21 protein-coding genes are annotated in these 18792 nt (G+C 29.6%); 17 read left to right on the top strand and 4 right to left on the bottom strand.

Features of this window, described 5'->3' with window-relative positions:
- Positions 1–335 precede the first annotated feature (335 nt).
- Both HV819_RS08665 and rd read right to left on the bottom strand, forming a co-directional pair.
- Positions 336–932, bottom strand: a complete 597-nt coding sequence (locus tag HV819_RS08665; protein WP_154540989.1) for a TVP38/TMEM64 family protein — start codon at positions 930–932, stop codon at positions 336–338.
- Between the two features lie 62 nt (positions 933–994).
- Positions 995–1153: a rubredoxin gene (rd, locus tag HV819_RS08660; protein ID WP_154540991.1), complete on the bottom strand. Its 159-nt coding sequence runs from the start codon at positions 1151–1153 to the stop codon at positions 995–997.
- Between the two features lie 131 nt (positions 1154–1284).
- On the opposite strand from rd, the gene HV819_RS08655 reads away from it, so the two are divergent.
- The 9 genes from HV819_RS08655 (at position 1285) to HV819_RS08615 (ending at position 8480) form a co-directional block, all read left to right on the top strand.
- The gene (locus HV819_RS08655; RefSeq protein ID WP_154540993.1) at positions 1285–1683 is read left to right on the top strand and encodes an ATP-binding protein; all 399 of its coding nucleotides are present in this window, start codon (positions 1285–1287) and stop codon (positions 1681–1683) included.
- Positions 1684–1804: 121 nt separating this feature from the next.
- Positions 1805–3631, top strand: coding sequence for a translational GTPase TypA (gene typA / locus HV819_RS08650; protein ID WP_154540995.1), 1827 nt, complete (start codon positions 1805–1807; stop codon positions 3629–3631).
- 6 nt (positions 3632–3637) lie between these two features.
- On the top strand, positions 3638–4087 hold the full coding sequence (locus tag HV819_RS08645; protein WP_154540997.1) for a hypothetical protein: 450 nt from the start codon (positions 3638–3640) through the stop codon (positions 4085–4087).
- A gap of 14 nt (positions 4088–4101) precedes the next feature.
- Positions 4102–4740, top strand: a complete 639-nt coding sequence (locus HV819_RS08640) for a redox-sensing transcriptional repressor Rex (protein WP_154540999.1) — start codon at positions 4102–4104, stop codon at positions 4738–4740.
- A 6-nt stretch (positions 4741–4746) separates the two neighbouring features.
- The gene (abc-f, locus tag HV819_RS08635) at positions 4747–6666 is read left to right on the top strand and encodes a ribosomal protection-like ABC-F family protein (protein WP_154541001.1); all 1920 of its coding nucleotides are present in this window, start codon (positions 4747–4749) and stop codon (positions 6664–6666) included.
- 86 nt (positions 6667–6752) lie between these two features.
- Complete coding sequence (gene amaP, locus HV819_RS08630) at positions 6753–7292, top strand: alkaline shock response membrane anchor protein AmaP (RefSeq protein ID WP_154541003.1); 540 nt, start codon at positions 6753–6755, stop codon at positions 7290–7292.
- A gap of 8 nt (positions 7293–7300) precedes the next feature.
- Positions 7301–7615 (top strand): hypothetical protein, encoded by a 315-nt coding sequence (locus HV819_RS08625; protein WP_154541005.1) that lies wholly within the window; start codon positions 7301–7303, stop codon positions 7613–7615.
- A 13-nt stretch (positions 7616–7628) separates the two neighbouring features.
- Positions 7629–8078, top strand: coding sequence for an Asp23/Gls24 family envelope stress response protein (locus HV819_RS08620; protein ID WP_154541007.1), 450 nt, complete (start codon positions 7629–7631; stop codon positions 8076–8078).
- A 48-nt stretch (positions 8079–8126) separates the two neighbouring features.
- On the top strand, positions 8127–8480 hold the full coding sequence (locus HV819_RS08615; protein WP_176270034.1) for a Spx/MgsR family RNA polymerase-binding regulatory protein: 354 nt from the start codon (positions 8127–8129) through the stop codon (positions 8478–8480).
- A gap of 78 nt (positions 8481–8558) precedes the next feature.
- Here the strand turns inward: HV819_RS08615 and HV819_RS08610 are convergent, their stop codons facing one another.
- On the bottom strand, positions 8559–9176 hold the full coding sequence (locus HV819_RS08610; protein WP_154541011.1) for a thiamine diphosphokinase: 618 nt from the start codon (positions 9174–9176) through the stop codon (positions 8559–8561).
- A 98-nt stretch (positions 9177–9274) separates the two neighbouring features.
- On the opposite strand from HV819_RS08610, the gene HV819_RS08605 reads away from it, so the two are divergent.
- From HV819_RS08605 to HV819_RS08570, 8 genes are all read left to right on the top strand, one after another.
- The gene (locus HV819_RS08605) at positions 9275–10474 is read left to right on the top strand and encodes an AI-2E family transporter (protein WP_154541013.1); all 1200 of its coding nucleotides are present in this window, start codon (positions 9275–9277) and stop codon (positions 10472–10474) included.
- A complete protein-coding gene (locus HV819_RS08600; protein WP_154541015.1) occupies positions 10471–11088 on the top strand; it encodes a hypothetical protein in 618 nt (205 codons plus the stop codon). The genes HV819_RS08605 and HV819_RS08600 overlap by 4 nt, the downstream gene beginning before the upstream one ends.
- A gap of 212 nt (positions 11089–11300) precedes the next feature.
- Positions 11301–12827 carry a 4-alpha-glucanotransferase gene (gene malQ, locus HV819_RS08595; RefSeq protein ID WP_176270012.1) on the top strand — a complete coding sequence of 509 codons (1527 nt, stop codon included), beginning with the start codon at positions 11301–11303 and terminating at the stop codon, positions 12825–12827.
- Positions 12802–15177: a glycogen/starch/alpha-glucan phosphorylase gene (locus HV819_RS08590; protein WP_235942781.1), complete on the top strand. Its 2376-nt coding sequence runs from the start codon at positions 12802–12804 to the stop codon at positions 15175–15177. The genes malQ and HV819_RS08590 overlap by 26 nt, the downstream gene beginning before the upstream one ends.
- Positions 15178–15201: 24 nt before the next feature.
- Positions 15202–15996: a ZIP family metal transporter gene (locus tag HV819_RS08585; RefSeq protein WP_176270010.1), complete on the top strand. Its 795-nt coding sequence runs from the start codon at positions 15202–15204 to the stop codon at positions 15994–15996.
- Between the two features lie 336 nt (positions 15997–16332).
- Positions 16333–16701 carry a GntR family transcriptional regulator gene (locus tag HV819_RS08580; RefSeq protein WP_154541023.1) on the top strand — a complete coding sequence of 123 codons (369 nt, stop codon included), beginning with the start codon at positions 16333–16335 and terminating at the stop codon, positions 16699–16701.
- Positions 16702–16710: 9 nt separating this feature from the next.
- On the top strand, positions 16711–17550 hold the full coding sequence (locus tag HV819_RS08575) for an ABC transporter ATP-binding protein (RefSeq protein WP_176270009.1): 840 nt from the start codon (positions 16711–16713) through the stop codon (positions 17548–17550).
- Positions 17550–18158: an ABC-2 transporter permease gene (locus HV819_RS08570; RefSeq protein ID WP_154541027.1), complete on the top strand. Its 609-nt coding sequence runs from the start codon at positions 17550–17552 to the stop codon at positions 18156–18158. Before HV819_RS08575 ends, HV819_RS08570 begins: the two co-directional genes overlap by 1 nt.
- A 75-nt stretch (positions 18159–18233) precedes the next feature.
- Here HV819_RS08570 and HV819_RS08565 read toward each other — a convergent pair.
- The coding region (locus HV819_RS08565) for an IS256 family transposase (protein ID WP_176270008.1) at positions 18234–18792 on the bottom strand (559 nt) is incomplete at its 5' end.

Raw genomic sequence — 18792 nt, 5'->3', positions numbered from 1 at the left:
TATCCTTAAATAATAAAAAACTTGATCTGTTAAAAATCTATGTTTTTAACTTCTTACTAAAGAAAAAATATAAGTATAATATATTTTAATTTTATAAGGCTTATTGTATTTAGTTTTAAGCCTTTAGAACATTTCTTATTTTTTAGAAATTTAATATTGTTAAAAGCCATGTCTTATAAGTATTAACCTCATACTCTAACGCTTTTTATGAGTAAAGCTATATTTTAGGATAAAAACTGACCTTCTTAAGTTATTTTTTATTTTAACTTTTGAGGTCAGTGTAAATTTTTTCTTAAATTCAGGGAAATCCACCTACTAATAATTTTTCTAAAATCTTATATCAAAATTTGTCCTAGTTTATAGATTATAATAGAAAGTAAAATTATTTCTATAAACTTACCAAGAAGAATTACTTTAAAATAATCTTTAAAATTAATATCCTTTAATCCCCCAATAAGGGATAGGGCATTATCAGGAGCAAATGGTATTATGCAACTTATTAATAAGATTTTTTTAAAGCGATTTTTACTTTGATATCTAATCCTTTTATATTTTTTTAAATTCTTTTTTGATAAAAATTTCTTGAGAACTCTCTCTCCATATATTCTAGTTATAGAAAAATTTAATACTCCAGTTATAAGAGATGAAATGTAATTTAAAAAAAGTCCCCACAAAGGTCCAAAAAGTGCAAAACCTATAAGAACTATTAGGGTATTTGGAATAAATGGAAGAAGTCCTACTAAAATTTTTAATATTATAAATACAAAGGGAGCTAGGATTGCAAAGTTTCCTATGTAGGTATAGAGTTTTTCTTCGTTTGTTAGAATACCAAGTTTATATAATTTATATAGTCCAAATAGAATGATTAAAGAAATTATTAAGCTTAGGATAAATTTTATTTTTCTTTTATATTTTTTAAAAAATGTTTTCATGATTTTTTACACATATGATTAAAAAAGAACTGTTGCAAAAAGCAACAGCCCTCAAAAATCTTTTATTCTTGTTCTTCAAACATATCTTTACCAACTCCACAAACTGGGCAAACCCAATCTTCTGGAAGGTCTTTAAATTCTGTTCCTGCGTCGATTCCGTTATCAACATCTCCTTCTGCAGGATCATAGATATATCCACAAGCTGTACATACGTATTTCATAATAATCTCCTTTCGTATCTTTATAGACTTATTATACTACAAATTGAAAAAAATCAATAATTTACTTAATTTGTAAAATAATTGATAAAAAAGTAAATTTGGGTATACATATAAAACAAGAGAGGTATATTATGGAAATAATAAGAACTATAATACCTACAGATTTAAAGCTTATAAAAGATTTTAGAGATAAACTTATAAATATCCTTATTGAAAAATCTGTAGAAGATGACTTAATATTTAAAATCAAGCTTATACTAGATGAGCTTATTATAAATTCATACAAACATGGAAATAGATGTCAGTATGATAAAATTATTGATACAATCTTTGTTTTAGATGAAGATTATTGTTTGATAAAGGTTAAAGATGAAGGGGAAGGAATTGACTATTTTATAGAAAATGATGCCTTTACTGACCATGGCAGAGGAATAAAGCTTGTCTATAGCCTAGCTGAAGAGCTTATAATAAGGGATAATATGATAACTGCCTTGGTAAGAAGAGACTCTAGGATGAAATTGTATATATAATACTTGGTATGTTGTAAAATATCAAGTATTTTTTTTGTGAATTATTGATAATCTTATCACATATGATATAATAAATTGATAGCATTAATAGTAGATTAGATTAAGAAAGAAGATGATTTTAATGAAACGTGAAGATATAAGAAATGTGGCGATTATTGCTCATGTAGACCACGGAAAGACAACACTAGTAGATGGTCTTTTAAAGACAAGTGGTATTTTTAGGGAAAACCAAAAGGTAGATGAAAGGGTAATGGACTCAAATTCTATAGAAAAGGAAAGAGGAATTACCATATTATCAAAAAACACAGCCATAAATTATAAGAATACAAAGATTAATATTATTGATACTCCAGGACACGCAGATTTTGGTGGAGAGGTTGAAAGAGTACTTAACATGGCTGAGGCAGTTGTTTTGGTAGTAGATAGTCATGAAGGTCCTATGCCACAAACAAAGTTTGTATTAAGAAAGGCAATAGAGCTTAACCTTCCTGCAATTATTTGTATTAATAAGGTGGATAGGCCTGACCAAAGGGTTGAAGAGGTCATGGATGAAGTTCTAGACTTATTTATCTCTCTTGAAGCTGACGAATCCTACCTTGATTCTCCATTTGTTTTTGCATCAGCAAAACAAGGATGGGCATCCCTTGAATTTGGAGAGGAAAAAGATGATATGACAGATCTTCTAGATACAATTCTAAAATACACTCCAGTCTTTGAGGCGAAAGAAGATAGTCAGTTTAAAGTTCTAGTTTCAACAACAGACTATGATAATTACCTTGGAAGAATTGCAATTGGTAAGGTTGAAAGTGGTAAGATTTCTAAAAATGACTCATGCCTTATTGTAAATTACAATAATCCAGATAGAAGATTAAAGTCAAAGATTGTTACTATCTATGAATTTGAAGGACTTGAAAGAGTTGAAGTAGAAGAGGCGAAATTTGGGTCAATAGTTGCCCTTTCAGGAATGGAAGATATAAATATAGGTGATACTATTTGTACAGAGGCTGATAGCGAAGCTATAGAGTTTACAAAGATATCTGAACCTACTCTTTCTATGACATTTTCTGTAAATAACTCACCTTTTGCAGGTCGTGATGGGGATTATGTAACAAGTAGGCACTTGAGAGATAGGTTATTTAAAGAAAAGGAAACAGATGTTTCACTTAGGGTTGAAACTACAGATTCTACTGAGGCTTTCAAAGTTTCAGGAAGAGGAGAACTTCACTTATCAGTTCTTATTGAAAATTTAAGACGCGAAGGATATGAGTTTCAAGTTTCAAAACCTGAGGTTATGTTTAAAAAGGATGAGAATGGAAAAGTTCTTGAACCCATGGAGATAGCAACCATAGATGTCGATCAAGAGTACACAGGTTCAGTTATAGAAAAGCTAGGACTTCGTAAGGGTGAGCTAATAAATATGGCCCCTAATTCATCAGGTTATACAAGAATGGAATTTAAAATACCTGCAAGGGGTTTAATAGGATATAGGCAAGAGTTCTTAACAGATACTAAGGGAACAGGTATTTTAAATACAGAATTTGACTCATATGAAATATATAAGGGAGATATTGCAAAAAGACAAGCAGGCTCCTTAGTATCATTTGAAACAGGTGTTGCAACAACATATGGTCTTCATGCAGCCCAATCTAGGGGACAACTTTTTGTAAAACCTCAAGATGAAGTATATGAAGGAGAGGTTATAGGTTCTAATGCTAAGGGCATTGATATAGATGTAAATGTATGTAAAAAGAAAAAGCAAACTAACGTTAGGGCATCTGCAGCAGATGATGCACTAGTTTTATCACCTGCTAAGATTATGAGTGTAGAAGAAATGATGGAATTTGTTGAAGAGGATGAACTTATTGAGATAACACCTCACAATCTTAGGATAAGAAAGAAAATTCTTAACAACAACCTAAGATATAAGTCAAAGAAAAATAGCAAGTAGGTAAATATGGGTAAAAGATTTGAAAAAACTTTGTCTTTTTTACTGCTTTTATCTATATTACTGCTACTAATAGGACCAATATTAATAAACTTTATAAACATTAATACAGATTTATATGATAAAGCTTGGAATTTGAGCCTTCTTTTATCTTGGATATTGATGTTTATCTATGGACTATATATATTAATGGAAAAGAACAGCCGTTCTTTTTCCATATTTGTAGCCATAGTTACGGTTTTAGCTTTTATTATTTTAAGTTACCATGCCATAATTGTTGCAGGTAAATATATAGCAGTAATTCCAAAATATATAGCAGTTGAAGAAAGATTAGTAACAATGGGTCAACAAGTTTTTTATACAGCACTTATTGTAGTATACATAGTACACATAATTAATTTAATATTACTAGGTAGATATAAGTCTAATGATGATGGGTTGAACAAGAAAGAACAATAAAATTGGAGGTAAATATGAAAAAAGGTTCAAACGTTTCTTTATCTGTAATTAAAAGATTGCCAAAGTATTATAGGTATTTAGAGGCAATAAATGAAAAGGGAATAGTAAGGGTTTCATCAAAGGAACTTTCACAAATAACAGGACTTACAGCAAGTCAAATTAGGCAAGACTTAAATCATTATGGTTGTTTTGGACAACAAGGTTATGGCTATAATGTACGTGAATTAATGGATGAGCTTGCAAAAATTATAGGGGTAAACAAAGAGTATTCTATGGTAATTATAGGCTTTGGAAATATTGGTCATGCACTTTATAAGTATACAGGATTTAAGTCACTAGATTATAATACCAAGGCTGTATTTGATAAAAACAATGAAGAGTTAGCTAATGAAGAAGTTAAAGTATTATCAACAGATAATCTTAAAGAATACTTAGAAGAAAACAATATAGATATCGGAATAATAACAACACCTAAAGAAGGAGCTCAAGAGATATGCGATATCTTATGTGAAGGAGGAATAAAAGGAATTTGGAATTTTGCTCCTGTTGATTTAAAGACAAAAAATGATGTGGTAATTGAAAATGTTCATCTAGATGAGTCACTCTTTACCCTAACATATTTTATCAACAAGCCAGAAGATTTCACATTTTAGATTATTATGATTGTAGCGTCAGTATCAAATTTAAAGAAATCCTATCCTACAGAAGATATATTTGAAAATGTTTCTTTTACTATAAATAAGGGTGATAAGATAGGATTAATTGGAAATAATGGTTCTGGAAAGTCTACACTATTTAATATACTTACTGGAGAAATATCAAAAGATGATGGCAGTATTCATATACCTAATGATGTAAGAGTTGGCTATTTAAAGCAACAGCTAGGTCTTGACTCAGATAAGAGCATATATGATTACTGCCTCAATGTATTTAAAGACCTTATTGAACTTGAAGAAAAATTAAGAAACTTAGAGCAGGAGATGGGTGAGGAAAAGAATTCTGATAAGCTTAATGACCTTATGAAGGAATATCAAAATGCAAGTGATAAGTTTGAAAAATCAAATGGTTATTCTTATAAGTCAGAAATAAGAGGAACTCTAATTGGCATGGGCTTTAGTGAAGATGACTTTGATAAAAAGATAAGAGAGCTTTCAGGAGGACAAAAGGCAAGAGTTGAGCTTAGCTGTCTTTTGCTTGAAAAACCTGATTTAATTCTTTTGGATGAGCCAACCAACCATCTTGATATAAATGCTATAAATTTTCTAGAAAATTTTGTCAAAAATTTCAAAGGATCTGTAATAGTTATAAGCCATGATAGGTATTTTCTAGATGCAACAGTATCTAAGATATTTCTTCTAGACAATAAAAGTCTTAAGATATATGATGGTGACTATACTTTCTTTATGGACCAAAGAAAAAAGGATTTAAAAGTACAAAATCACCTTTATAAGACCCAACAAAAGGAAATAAAAAGGCAAGAAGAAATTATAGATAGGCTTAAAAACCTTGGAGGTTCTAAGAGAAAAAGGGGCATATCCCAATCAAGGTCAAGGCAAAAGTTTTTAGATAAGATGGATAGGATAGAAAAACCTATGGATAATTCTGAAAGTATAAATATTAAATTTTCTCCAAGAATCCAATCAGGTGTAGATGTACTTAGTGTAAAAGATTTAGAAAAATCTTATGATAAGACAATTTTTGAAAACATATCATTTGATATCTACAGAAATGATAGGGTAGCCATAATAGGTGAAAATGGGGTAGGAAAGACAACTCTATTTAGGATAATTATGGGTATGGAAAAAAAGAATAGTGGAAAGGTAGACATAGGTTCAAGCGTAAATATAGGATATTTTGATCAAGAGCAAAAGTCATTAAATCTTGAAAATAATATCTTCGATGAGATAAGAGGAGCTTATCCTGACCTTACAGATTTTCAGATAAGATCTTACCTTGCAAAGATAATGTTTTATGGAGATGATGTCAAAAAACCTATAAATGAGCTTTCGGGAGGTCAAAGGGCAAGAATCTCTTTGCTTAAATTGATGCTTTCTGATTGTAACTTTATTCTTATGGATGAGCCAACCAACCACTTAGATATAGATTCAAAAGAAGCCTTAGAGGATGCTATTTTAGCCTATGAAGGAACTGTTTTAGTAATTAGTCACGATAGGTATTTTTTAAATAAGATTGCAGTTAAAATACTAGATATGCATAAGGATAATATGAGGGAATATCTGGGAAATTATGACTACTATGTACAAAAAACTAAAGAAGAGGCTATGGTAGATGAGAAGAAGCCTTCAAAAACTAAGACTCAAATAAAAAAGGAAGAAAAAAAGATAAAACTTCAAAGAAATGAAATTAGAAAGATAAAAAAAGAAATAGAAAAGCTTGAAAAAGAGACAAACTCTATTGATGCAAAGATTCATAAACTAACTGAAGATAGCTTAAAAGATGGTTTTTTTGATAATCAAGAAAATGTTATAAAGACTTTTGATACCATAAAAAACCTAGAAGATAAAAAGCAAAGACTTCAAAATAAATGGCTTGAACTTTCTTTAGAGCTTGAAGATTAAGATAACAGAGATAAAAAATCGAAAAAAAATAGCAAAGTTTTGTTTTAAATTAATTCCTATGGGTAAAATAATATTGAGGAGGAGTTATGGGAGCTTTTAAAAAATTTTTATGGTCTCTAATGACAATAGCATTGATAATACTCTCAGCAATACTTGCAAGTGTTGCTCTAGTTGATGATAAGTTGAGATATGATATGTTATCATATTTAGATTTACAAAATTACAGATATATACTTTTAGGCGTAGCTATAGTGGTATTATTTTTTGCTATCATTCTTCTTATAGACATTATTGCAAATCAAAATGATAAGAGAGAATATTTAGTAGAAGATAATGATGGAGATATTTTTATCACAAAAAATTCATTAGATTCTACAGTAAATTCGGCAGTACGTCAATTTGAAGGTGCAGAACTTACGGATTCAAAAGTAAAAATCATAAAGGGAGAGACTGTTGAAGCTAATATTAAATGTAATATTTTTGGAAACAGAGATTTCGAAGATTTAGGTAGAAAGATTCAAGCTGAAGTTGAAAGAGGACTTAAAGAGCTTACAGGATTACAATCATCCAATGCTCACGTTCAATTAAATAAGGCCGAAAAGAGTAAAGAAAGAGAAATCAGGTAGGTGGTTTGATGGAAAATAAAGATAAAGTTTTGCAAGAAAAAAACAAAGAAAAACAAATTACTGCCTACGATGTTGAGATGAGAAAACTTGACATAAGAGAGAAAAAAGAAGAAGAAGCTAAAAAGTTCAAACAAGAAAATAAATATAAGTTGATTTTCTTGGTTTTGGGTATATTAACCATAGCTTCTTTATTTGACTATGGATTCTTCAGAACCCTGGGTATATGGATAGTATTAAGCTTTTGTTATATTCTAGGTGGATGGTTTGATAAAGATTCAAAAGTAGTAGGATTTGTAGTAAAGCTAATAAGAAAATTTCAATAAATAGGAGGATAATATGACAGAAAGAAATATTAACAAGGATTATGAAAAAGGATTAGAAAAAGACGAAGAAATTAGAGAAGAAGTTTCAAAATTAACTTTTGCTGACAAGGTTGTTGCTAAAATCTCTAAAATTGCCGTAAATAGAATCGATGGTATCCTTGAAATGAAAGGAAGTTTCTTTGATTCTGTATCATCTGTATTCACTTCATCTAATGAACAAGACACAAGAGGTGTTGATGTAGAAGTTGGACAAAAAGAAGCTAAGGTAAATATGCAAATTATCTTAGAATATGGAAAAAGTGCTCCAAGAATTTTCGAACAAATCAAAAAAGTTGTAAGAGATAATGTAAAAGAAATGACAGGCCTTGATGTTGTAACAGTAAATGTAGACGTAGTTGATGTTATGACAAGAGAGGAATATAGAGCAAAAAATTCTGACGAAGACGAAAGAGAAAGAAGATAAATTCAAAAAAGTGAGGTCAGCTTAGGCTGGCCTTTTTTGTAAGGAGAAATAATGACTTTATTTATTGGATATAAAAATTGTTCTACATGTAAGGATGTTAAGAAATTTCTTGATGAAAAGAACATAGAATATAAGTTTCAAGATGTAAAGGAAGATAAGCCAGAATATGAGCAAATAAAGAGCCTTTATGAAAAAAGTAAGCTTGATATAAAGAAATTTTTTAATACATCTGGCAAAATTTATAGGGACCTTAACTTGAAAGATAGGCTTTCTGATATGGATGAAGAAGAAAAATTAAATCTTCTCGCATCAGATGGTATGCTTTTAAAAAGACCAATAATTGAAAATGGTAATGATGTAATCATAGGAAGAAAAAACATTAAAGAATATTTTGAAAAGTAAATTAGTTAAAAAAACTTACTCCAAAAAGACAGATGGAAAATCAGACTTTTGGAGTAAGTTTTTATATAGCAAGTTTTGTTAGATGAATGCTGATTTTCTTTCATAAATTACAAGAAGCATCCCATTAGAAAACTTGATTTCAAATGGTTTATTTAAAGTTTCATTAGAAACTCCAAGGCTTTGATAAGATTTAAGATTGTAATTGTTAAGCTCATATTTTAAATTCTTAAGAGATAGATCTTTTATATCATCTTCGAGAGCAAAGACTGATACATAAAAATCATCTATATATTCTTCTTCCTTAAAATCTTTATTTATTATAAAGGCAAGCTTGTTCTTGCTTTTTAAACTTATATTTATACCTTTTTTCTTAAATTCAAAAAGAATTTTAATATTTGCAATAGTATGAGATAGCCTTCCACCAAGGCCACCATAAACTATTATATTTTTATAGTTCTTTTTTATAGCAATTTCTAGGGCGGCGTAAAGGTCTGTCACATCTTTTTCGGGTTTCAGAACAATCTTATCAGGATAATTTGGTTCAACAGATGAGTCAAAGTCTCCAATTATAAGATTAGCTTTTAGAGCGTTCAAATATGTGTATCCTCTATCAACCCCTATTACATAATCATTTTTTTCAATTTTATCAAAAAATCCATCATAGTCTCCACCAGCAAATATAAAGCACTTTTTCATATATCACCTCTATTTCATTATAACATGTATAATAATAGAATAAAGTAAATAAGATGGTAAAATATAGGTAAAAGAAAAAAGGAGGTCTATTTTAATAAATGAGAAAATTAGACGAAAAAAACTCGCAATTATTAAGAGTAATCCTAATTTCCATATTGGTATTTTTTGGTTTTTGGTACATAAATAATGTAACTAATGCCATAGCTATTTTTATAGCTGTAATACAACCATTTATAATAGGATTTATGATTGCTTTTTTAATTAATCTACCTATGAATTTTTTTGAAAATAAGGTGTTTTCAAAGATATTTAAAACAGATAAAACAAAAAAACTAATTCCGATTTTTTCTCTTATCTTATCATGGATATTAGTAATATTGGGAATAAGCTTATTCTTAAATGTTCTTATACCTAGAATATCTGCTTCAATTTCAGCCTTGATTGATAAGTTTCCGGTATTTTTAAACCAAATAATTGATTTTTTAAATAGTTATGAAATAACCAAAAGATTTGCAAGTGATGCCCAACAATTTATAAATCAAATAAACCGGGACAGTACAGTTGTTCAAATAAGAGATTATTTCTTAGGTGAAGCTGGAAATATATTTGATAAAACTACAAGCATAATAAACTCAGTATCATCAACAGTGATTACAGTTATAACTGCAGTAATCTTTTCTATATTTGTCCTTATAAATAAAAAGGATCTTAAGATATTTGGAAATAGGATAATTTATTCTATATTATCAAAAGATAAAGCAAACTATCTTAATAGAGTATTTTCTCTATCATATTCAAGCTTTGCATCATATATAAATTCTAAGGCTCTATCAAGTTTTATACTAGGAGTATTAGTATTTATAGGCATGCTAATCTTAAATATCCCATTTGCTGCTATGGCTGCAATTTTAGTTGGAGTTTCAGACTTTATTCCTTATGTAGGACCAGTTATAGCCACAGTTACATCAATGATTCTAATCTTTATAGAATCTCCATTTAAATCTTTGGTATTTTTAATTTTTGTTCTTGTTATTCAACAAGTTCAAGAATCAATAATTTATCCTACCATAGCTGGGAAGTCTATAGGTCTTCCTTCAATTTGGGTAATTGTATCAATTACTATAGGAGCAAGTTTATTTGGTATAGTTGGAATGATAGTATCAATACCTATAGCATCAATCATATTTACTCTAATGAATGAGAAGATGGATAAGAGTTTAGAAAAAAAGAATATAAGTGATAAGGAAATAGAAATAATAAGTGAAACTGTCCATTATAAAAGAGAAGTGGAAGAATGAGATTGAAAAAATCCCTACCAGGAGAATTCGTTCCAGTAAATGATGGCAATAAAACTCTTTTTGGTGGCTATCAAAATATGTTAGGAAAACTTGGAGTATCTAAATTTTATAGGGATAGATCCTGTGTTGTTACAGCTTTTACTAATGTCTATCTCTACCTATTTAGACCAGATGAGAAATTTTCATTCGAAGACTATAATCACTATCATTATTGGTTTTTCAAGATCTTAAGACCTAAAATTTACGGGATTCCTACAGCAAGAATCCTAGATTTCAAGTTAAATAGGTTGAGAAAATCTTACTATCTAAGGCTTAAATCACATATCTTAGAAGATATCCCAATTAAAAGAAAATCAATAGATGAGATAAGTTCATTTATAAATTATGCCATAAGTCATGATCTTCCCCTTATATTTTTTAACTGGCTTAGCCCTAAAATTAAATTTCTGGCTCACCATGGAGTGACTATTACTGAGATTATAAAAAAAGATGATGATTATGTTTTAACTATATCATCTTGGGGAAGACTTTACAGATTGAGTCTAAAAGAGTTTTTAAGCCAGCCTCGTACCTATACTGGCTTCATATATTTTGAAAAAGAAAATATAAGCTAAAGAGGCTGTTGCAAAATTATGAATTTATAAATTTACATCTTACAAGTTATTCATAGAAAATTTGAAAATAGTCTGTCTATTCATGGAGGCTAAATTGTCTTAGAGTAGCTTGTAATGATTTTGAAACGATTAATTCATTTTGCAACAGCCTCTTTTTAAGAATTATTTTTTATTAGAATGGGTAAATAACTGATAAAAGGTGAGAGGTTATTATGAAAAAAAATAAAAGATTTAAAAGGTCAAATGGAATAATCATGCCGATATTTTCCTTGCCATCAGATTATGGAATAGGAACTTTTGGGAAGGAAGCCTACAAATTTATCGACTTTTTAGCAAAAGCTTCTATAGGGTATTGGCAAATTTTACCCCTTGGACCTACAAGCTATGGGGATAGTCCTTACCAGTCTTTTTCATCTTTTGCAGGAAATCCATACTTTATAGACCTAGACTTATTAAGTGAGGATGGCCTTATAGAAAAGGATGACTATAGTAAATTAAACTTTGGAGAATATGAGGAATATATTGATTATTCAATTCTTTATAATATAAGGTTTAGGATACTAAAAAAGGCTTATGAAAACATAGATAATAACTTAAAAGAAAAAATAGAAGAATTTAAAAAAGAGGAAGAAGAGTGGCTTAAGGACTATTGTCTATTTATGGCTATCAAAAAAGATCAATTGGATATATCTTGGATAGACTTTGACAAAGACTTAAGGAATAGAAATCCTAAAGCCTTAAAAGATTTTACTAAAAAACATATAGATGATATTAATTTTTATGCATTTATTCAATATGAATTTTTTAAGCAATGGAAAAATCTTAAGGCTTATGCAAATAGAAAACATATAAAAATTATAGGAGATTTACCTATTTATCTTGCTCTAGATAGCGCAGATGCTTGGGCAAACACCAAAATTTTAAAACTTGATAAGGATGAAAAAAAACCAGACTTTGTAGCTGCAGTACCACCAGATGCCTACTCAGAAGATGGCCAACTTTGGGGAAATCCAATCTATAATTGGGAAAGGTTAGAAGAGGATGGTTTTAAATTTTGGATGGATAGGATAAGAATAAATTTAAGGCTTTATGATATACTAAGACTTGACCATTTTAGAGGATTTGAATCCTACTATGAGGTGCCAGCTACAGACGAAAATGCTAAGTATGGAAAGTGGCAAAAGGCTAAGGGAGATGAGTTTTTTAAAAAAATTAAAGAAGAATTCAAGGATACAGAATTTATAGCAGAAGACTTAGGTTTTATTACAAAAGAAGTAGAAGATTTGAAAAATAAGGTAGGTTTTCCTGGAATGAAGGTAATCCAATTTGCCTTTGGTGAGGATTTTACATCAGAATATCTTCCACATAATTATGAAAGAAATTCCATAGTCTATGCATCAACTCATGATTCCGACACTCTAAAGGGATGGTTTGATAATCTTGATGAAAAAACAAAAGAAATGGTAGTAGATTATTTTGATATAAAAGAAGATGAAAGCGTAAATTTTAAAATTATAAGAGCACTTATGGCAAGTGTTTCAGATATAGCAATATTTCAAATTCAAGATTTACTAGAGCTTGGCAATGAAGCAAGGATTAATAAGCCTGGTGTTTTGGGCAAAAATTGGCAATGGAGGCTAAAAAAAGATATTTTGGATGAAGAATTGTCTGAAAAGATAAAAAGTCTTGCAAAATTATATGAAAGAGGAAATTATGAAAATAAAATTAAACAAGAATAAATTTATGGAAGATTATATTGAAAATCTTCAAAGGATAACGCTTAAAAATTTTGAGGATACTTCGGATAAGGATAAGTACTTTGCCTTATGTGATACAATCATGGAAAGAATAAACCAAGAATGGAGAGATTGTAAAAATAAGACTAAAAAAACAAAAAAGGCTTACTATTTTTCAGCTGAATTTTTAGTTGGAAGATCTTTAGGAAATAATTTGATAAATCTTGGAATCTATGATGAAGTTAAAGAATTATTAGATGAAATTGATATAGATTTTGAATCAATAGAAAACTTTGAAGATGATGCAGCCTTAGGAAATGGTGGTCTTGGAAGACTTGCAGCTTGTTTTATGGACTCTGCGGCAAGCCAAAAAATTGACATGTATGGCTATGGTGTAAGATATAGGGAAGGACTTTTTAAGCAAAAAATTGAAAATGGATTCCAAGTTGAAGAGGGAGACCACTGGATAAAAGATGGAGATGGTTGGTCAATAAGGGTTGAATCAGATTCAAAAATAGTTAAATTTAGAGATCAAACAGTAAAGGCAGTTCCATATGATATGCCAATGCTAGGTTTTGAAAATGGTCAAGTAAATACTCTTAGACTTTGGCAATCTGAGCCATTTGAAGAGTTTGACTTCTCCTATTTTAATAACTTCCAATATGATAAGGCGGTAGAAGAAAAAAATAGGGCCGAAGATATAACAAGGGTACTTTATCCAAATGATATTCAAAGAGAAGGAAAAGTATTAAGATTAAAACAACAATACTTCTTTTGCTCAGCATCAATCCAAGATTTGGTAGAAAAGTATAAAAAATATTTTGAAAATGATCTACAATTTGAAAACTTTTCAAAATATCATGTAATTCAATTAAATGACACCCACCCAATTGTAGCAATTCCTGAGTTAATAAGGGTCTTAGTTGACGAAAATGGTATAGACTTTGATAGGGCCGTAGAGATTACTAAAAAGACATTTGCTTTTACTAACCATACAGTATTGCAAGAAGCTCTTGAAACATGGCCAAAGGATATTATGCTTGAAGTATGTCCAAGATGCTTTGATATAATTGAGAAGATAAATGACAAGCTTGTAGAAGATTTCAAAGCAAAGGGATTATCAGAAGAGGCTATAGATCCTTATAGGATAATAAGATATGATCAAATAAGAATGGCAAATCTTGCCATAGTTATGTCTATATCCGTAAATGGAGTAGCAAAACTCCACACAAAAATCCTAAAAGATGATACTTTCAACCATTGGTATAAGATTATGCCTGAAAAGTTTAATAACAAAACAAATGGTATAACGCCAAGAAGATGGTTGGTTTATTCAAATATAAGACTATCAAACTTTATAACAGATAAACTTGGTTCAGATGATTGGAAATATGATTTAAATAAGCTAAAAGAGCTTGAAAAATATCTAGAAGATGACAAGGTGCTAGAAGAGATAAATCAAATTAAATATGAAAATAAAAAGGATCTTGCAAGATATATCCTAGAACAAGAAAACATAGTTATAAATCCAGATTCTATATTTGATATTCAAATAAAAAGAATACATGAGTACAAAAGACAACACTTAAATATCCTTCATATAATAAACTTATACCATAGGCTTAAGAAAAATCCTGATATGAACTTTTATCCAACAACATTCATACTAGGAGGAAAGGCAGCCCCAGGATATTTCAGAGCTAAGGCCATAATAAAGCTTGCCAATGAAGTTGCAAGGGTTATAAATAAAGACCCAGATGTTAATAAAAAGTTAAAAGTTGTATTTATAGAAAATTATAGAGTATCCTATGGTGAAAAACTCTTCCCAGCAGCAGATATATCTGAACAAATATCAACAGCAGGAAAAGAAGCGTCAGGAACAGGTAATATGAAATTTATGCTAAATGGTGCCTTAACTCTTGGAACCTATGATGGAGCAAATATTGAAATATTCGAAAAAGCAGGAGTTGAAAATAACTATATATTTGGAGCCAAAGTAGAAGAATTAAACTCTATTAGAGATTCATATAGCCCTAAAGAATACTATCACAAAAATTCTGACATAAAAGATGCAGTAGACTCCTTGGTATCAGGAGAATTAAATGATGATAATTCCTATATGTTCCTTGATATATATAATTCTTTAATAAATCCTCAAGGTGGAGAGAAAGCAGACTCATATTTCTTACTAAAAGACTTTGAAGACTACAAAAAAGTCCATGAAAAGATAAATGAAGAATATAGTGATAGGAAAACTTGGGATAGAAAAGCTCTTAAAAATATAGCAAATGCAGGCTATTTCTCATCTGATAGGACAATCCTTGAATATGCTAAAGATATCTGGAAAATCTAAGATACCAAAGAAAAAGAATAAAAAATGAATAAAAACATAATAATAGGTGTACTAATACCATTCCTAGGTACAAGCTTAGGGGCGGCCATGGTATATCTTATGAAAAATGAGTTAAGTAACAAAGTCCAAAAATCCCTAGCAGGTTTTGCAGCAGGAGTAATGGTTGCTGCAAGTATATGGTCTTTAATAATACCAGGAATGGATATGGTAGAAAATCAAATGGGAAGAATGGCTTGGATTCCTGCAGTTATAGGATTTGCAGTAGGTATTGCCTTTCTATTATTTTTAGACAATGTAATACCCCACCAACATGTAGATAGCAATGTGCCAGAAGGCCCTAAAAGTAGTTCAATGCGAAAAACAACCATGATGGTTCTTGCAGTAATAATCCACAATATACCAGAAGGAATGGCAGTAGGAGTATCTTTTGCTGGAGTATTGGCAGGAGAGACAAATCTTGCTATGGCATCTGCTATAGTACTATCAATAGGCATAGCAATCCAAAATTTCCCAGAAGGGGCTATAATATCAATGCCTTTAAAAAGCCAAGGAATAGGAAAGCACAAGGCCTTTGGAATGGGAGTATTTTCAGGAGCAGTAGAGCCTATGGCTGCCATAATCACCATACTTTTGTCTCAAATAATGATACCAATTTTACCATATTTGTTAAGCTTTGCTGCTGGTGCTATGCTTTATGTAGTAGTAGAGGAACTAATACCAGAAGCAACAGGAGAAGGGAAAGACCATACAAACCTCGGAACAATCTGGTTTTCAGTAGGTTTTTCGGTAATGATGATTTTGGATGTTATGTTAGGATAAAAGTGAGAAATCACTTTTACTAAGCATGTCGCGATTAATAGAAAGAATATATTAAAAAATTTAAAATATGGAATCAACTTAAACTCAAAGTTATGCTGTGTGGTGAATACAAAGTATTAATTAAAATTTAGAATACTTACAATATGCAATTAGGTAAAATGTAAGTTTACTAAGTTTTTTACAAATATGAAACACAAATAATCAATTAAATAAAAATATATTTAATGCCAAAAACCGGACTGATTAAATTTAGTTCGGTTTTTTCATTTTAAAATATTGACTTTTATAATTTCTGAGTATAATATATATATACAGTATACACTAAAGGTGACCAAAATGAATATAATTATTTCTAACAAAATCGATAAGCCAATTTATGAGCAAATAAAAGATCAAATAAAAGCCTTGATTATAGGTGGAAAACTCAAAGAAGATGCAGCTTTACCAGGGATGAGGTCTTTGGCAAGTGATCTTAAGGTATCACTTATAACTACAAAAAGAGCCTACAATGACCTTGAGGCTGAAGGTTTTATATATACAGTTCCTGCCAAGGGATCTTTTGTAAAAAGCTTAAATAAGGATTTTATCTATGAAGATAGTCTTAAGAAAATAGAAAAAAGCTTTGAAGATGCAATGAATGTGGCTAAATCTATAAACTTATCCAAAGATGACTTAATAGAAATTTTGGATAATCTCTACAATTAGGAGGACACTATGACTTATGCAATAGAAATTAAAAATTTAAACAAATCCTACAAAAACTTTTCCTTAAAATCTATTAATCTAAGACTAGAAGAAGGAATTGTTATGGGACTAATTGGAGAAAATGGAGCAGGAAAGACAACACTTATTAGGTCAATTTTAGGTTTCACATCTTACAAAGGAGATATTAAAATCTTTGGTAAAGGTATGAATAAAGGCTTAAAGGAAGATATAGGAGTAGTAATTGGAGATAAGTTTTTTATTGAAAAATTAAAACTCAAAAAAATTGATGAAGTAATGAACTCTTTCTATAAAAATTGGGATTCAAACTATTTCTTTGATTTATGTAAAAAACTTGAAATTCCAGATAAATCTTTTAAGAAACTATCTGCAGGTAATAAGGTTAAATTGAAGATTGCAACTGCCTTAAGCCATAAGCCCAGACTTCTCATCCTAGATGAACCTACATCAGGGCTTGATCCTATTGTTCGTGCTGAGATTTTGGATATATTTTTTGACTATATAAGAAATGATGGCGTATCAATCTTATTTTCAACCCATATAACAAGTGATTTAGAAAAGATAGCTGATTGTATAGCCTACATTTCCAATGGAAAACTCGTATTTAAAGACTATAAAGATGACATAGGATTTAAATATGGAATATTAAAGACAAGCGAGGATGAGATAGGCTTATATGACGACAAATATTTTATAAAAAAGAGAGTAGGAAAATACAATATAGATGTGTTGATAAAAGATAAAAGTGAATTTAAAGAACTTTATCCTAATTCTGTGGTTGAAAAACCAAGCATAGAGGATATTATGTTAATGCTTAAAAGGGGTATCTAATGAAAAAAATAATCAAGGTTGACTTATATGAAAATTTACTTCCAATTATAGTATATTTTATATTTTCAATCCTCTTATCTTTAAGTTTAAAATTTTTAAACCCAAATACATCAATAAGGTCAAATCTTTTTGGTCTTATTTCGGGACTTTCAATAGTTATTTTTGCGACAGTTTGCCTAAATAATATTATAAATAACTCTTACAAAGACCTATTGAAATATCCTATATCAAGGTCAGATATAGCAAATTATAAGTTTGTAGAGTTTATAGGATTTGTTATTATATTTACTTTCATAGGTATAATAACATATTATCTTTCAGAAGGTCATGTGGAAATTTTAAAAATTATAGCAATCTATCTATTAGGGGCTTCATATTTTTCTCTTACTCTTCCGCTTATGTTTTTGTTTTCTGATAAGAATATTGCATATGTATTTTTAATTATATTTGTTTTAGGAACTATTGGTGGATTTATCCTAGCCTTTATTTCAAAAAATATTATAAAAATGGTCCTAAATAATGAAATTATACTTATTGTATTAGCTTTACTAGTATATTTTATCTCATATCTTGCTACAAGATTTATATTATCAAAAAAAGAGTTTTAAAATTATTTGAGGTTAGCGAAAGTTTTGCTAAGTCAAGTCCAAAATATTGTGTAAATTATCCTAGTCCAATATTTACTATTTCATTTTAATATACAATTTAGAAGATGTTATCCAATCCTCATTGATATCAATGAGGATTGCGCCTATTAGTCTAATAGCTGAGTCTTCATTTGGAAATATTCTAACGACTTTCTCTCTCCTTCTAACTTCTTCGTTTAGTCTTTCTAAGCAATTGGTTGATTTAAGTCTACTATGAATTACTCCATTAGATAAATAGGAAAAAGCATCTTCAAAGCCTTCATCTAAGGTGTTTAAAGAGGTTTGATATTTCTTTTCTGTTTCATATTTTGAGAAGATTTCTTCTTTCATTTTTCTTGCTAAGTTTATATCTTGGATTTTAAATAGGGCTTTGATGTCTGTTCTAAAGTCTTCAGTGTTTTTCTTTGGTGCTTTTGATAGGATATTTCTTAAGAAATGTACCTGACATCTTTGCCATATTACATTTAAGAATGTTTCTTTTATTGCTTTTACTAGAGCTTTGTGAGCATCTGATATTACCATTTTAAGTCCAGATAGTCCTCTAGCTTTTAAATATTCAAAGAAGTTTGACCATGAATATTCACTTTCACTAGAA

Source organism: Anaerococcus faecalis, assembly GCF_013371425.1.
Taxonomy (GTDB): domain Bacteria; phylum Bacillota; class Clostridia; order Tissierellales; family Peptoniphilaceae; genus Anaerococcus; species Anaerococcus porci.
The sequence above is the reverse complement of the archived record's forward strand: the minus strand, read 5'-3'. Positions and strand labels throughout refer to the sequence as shown.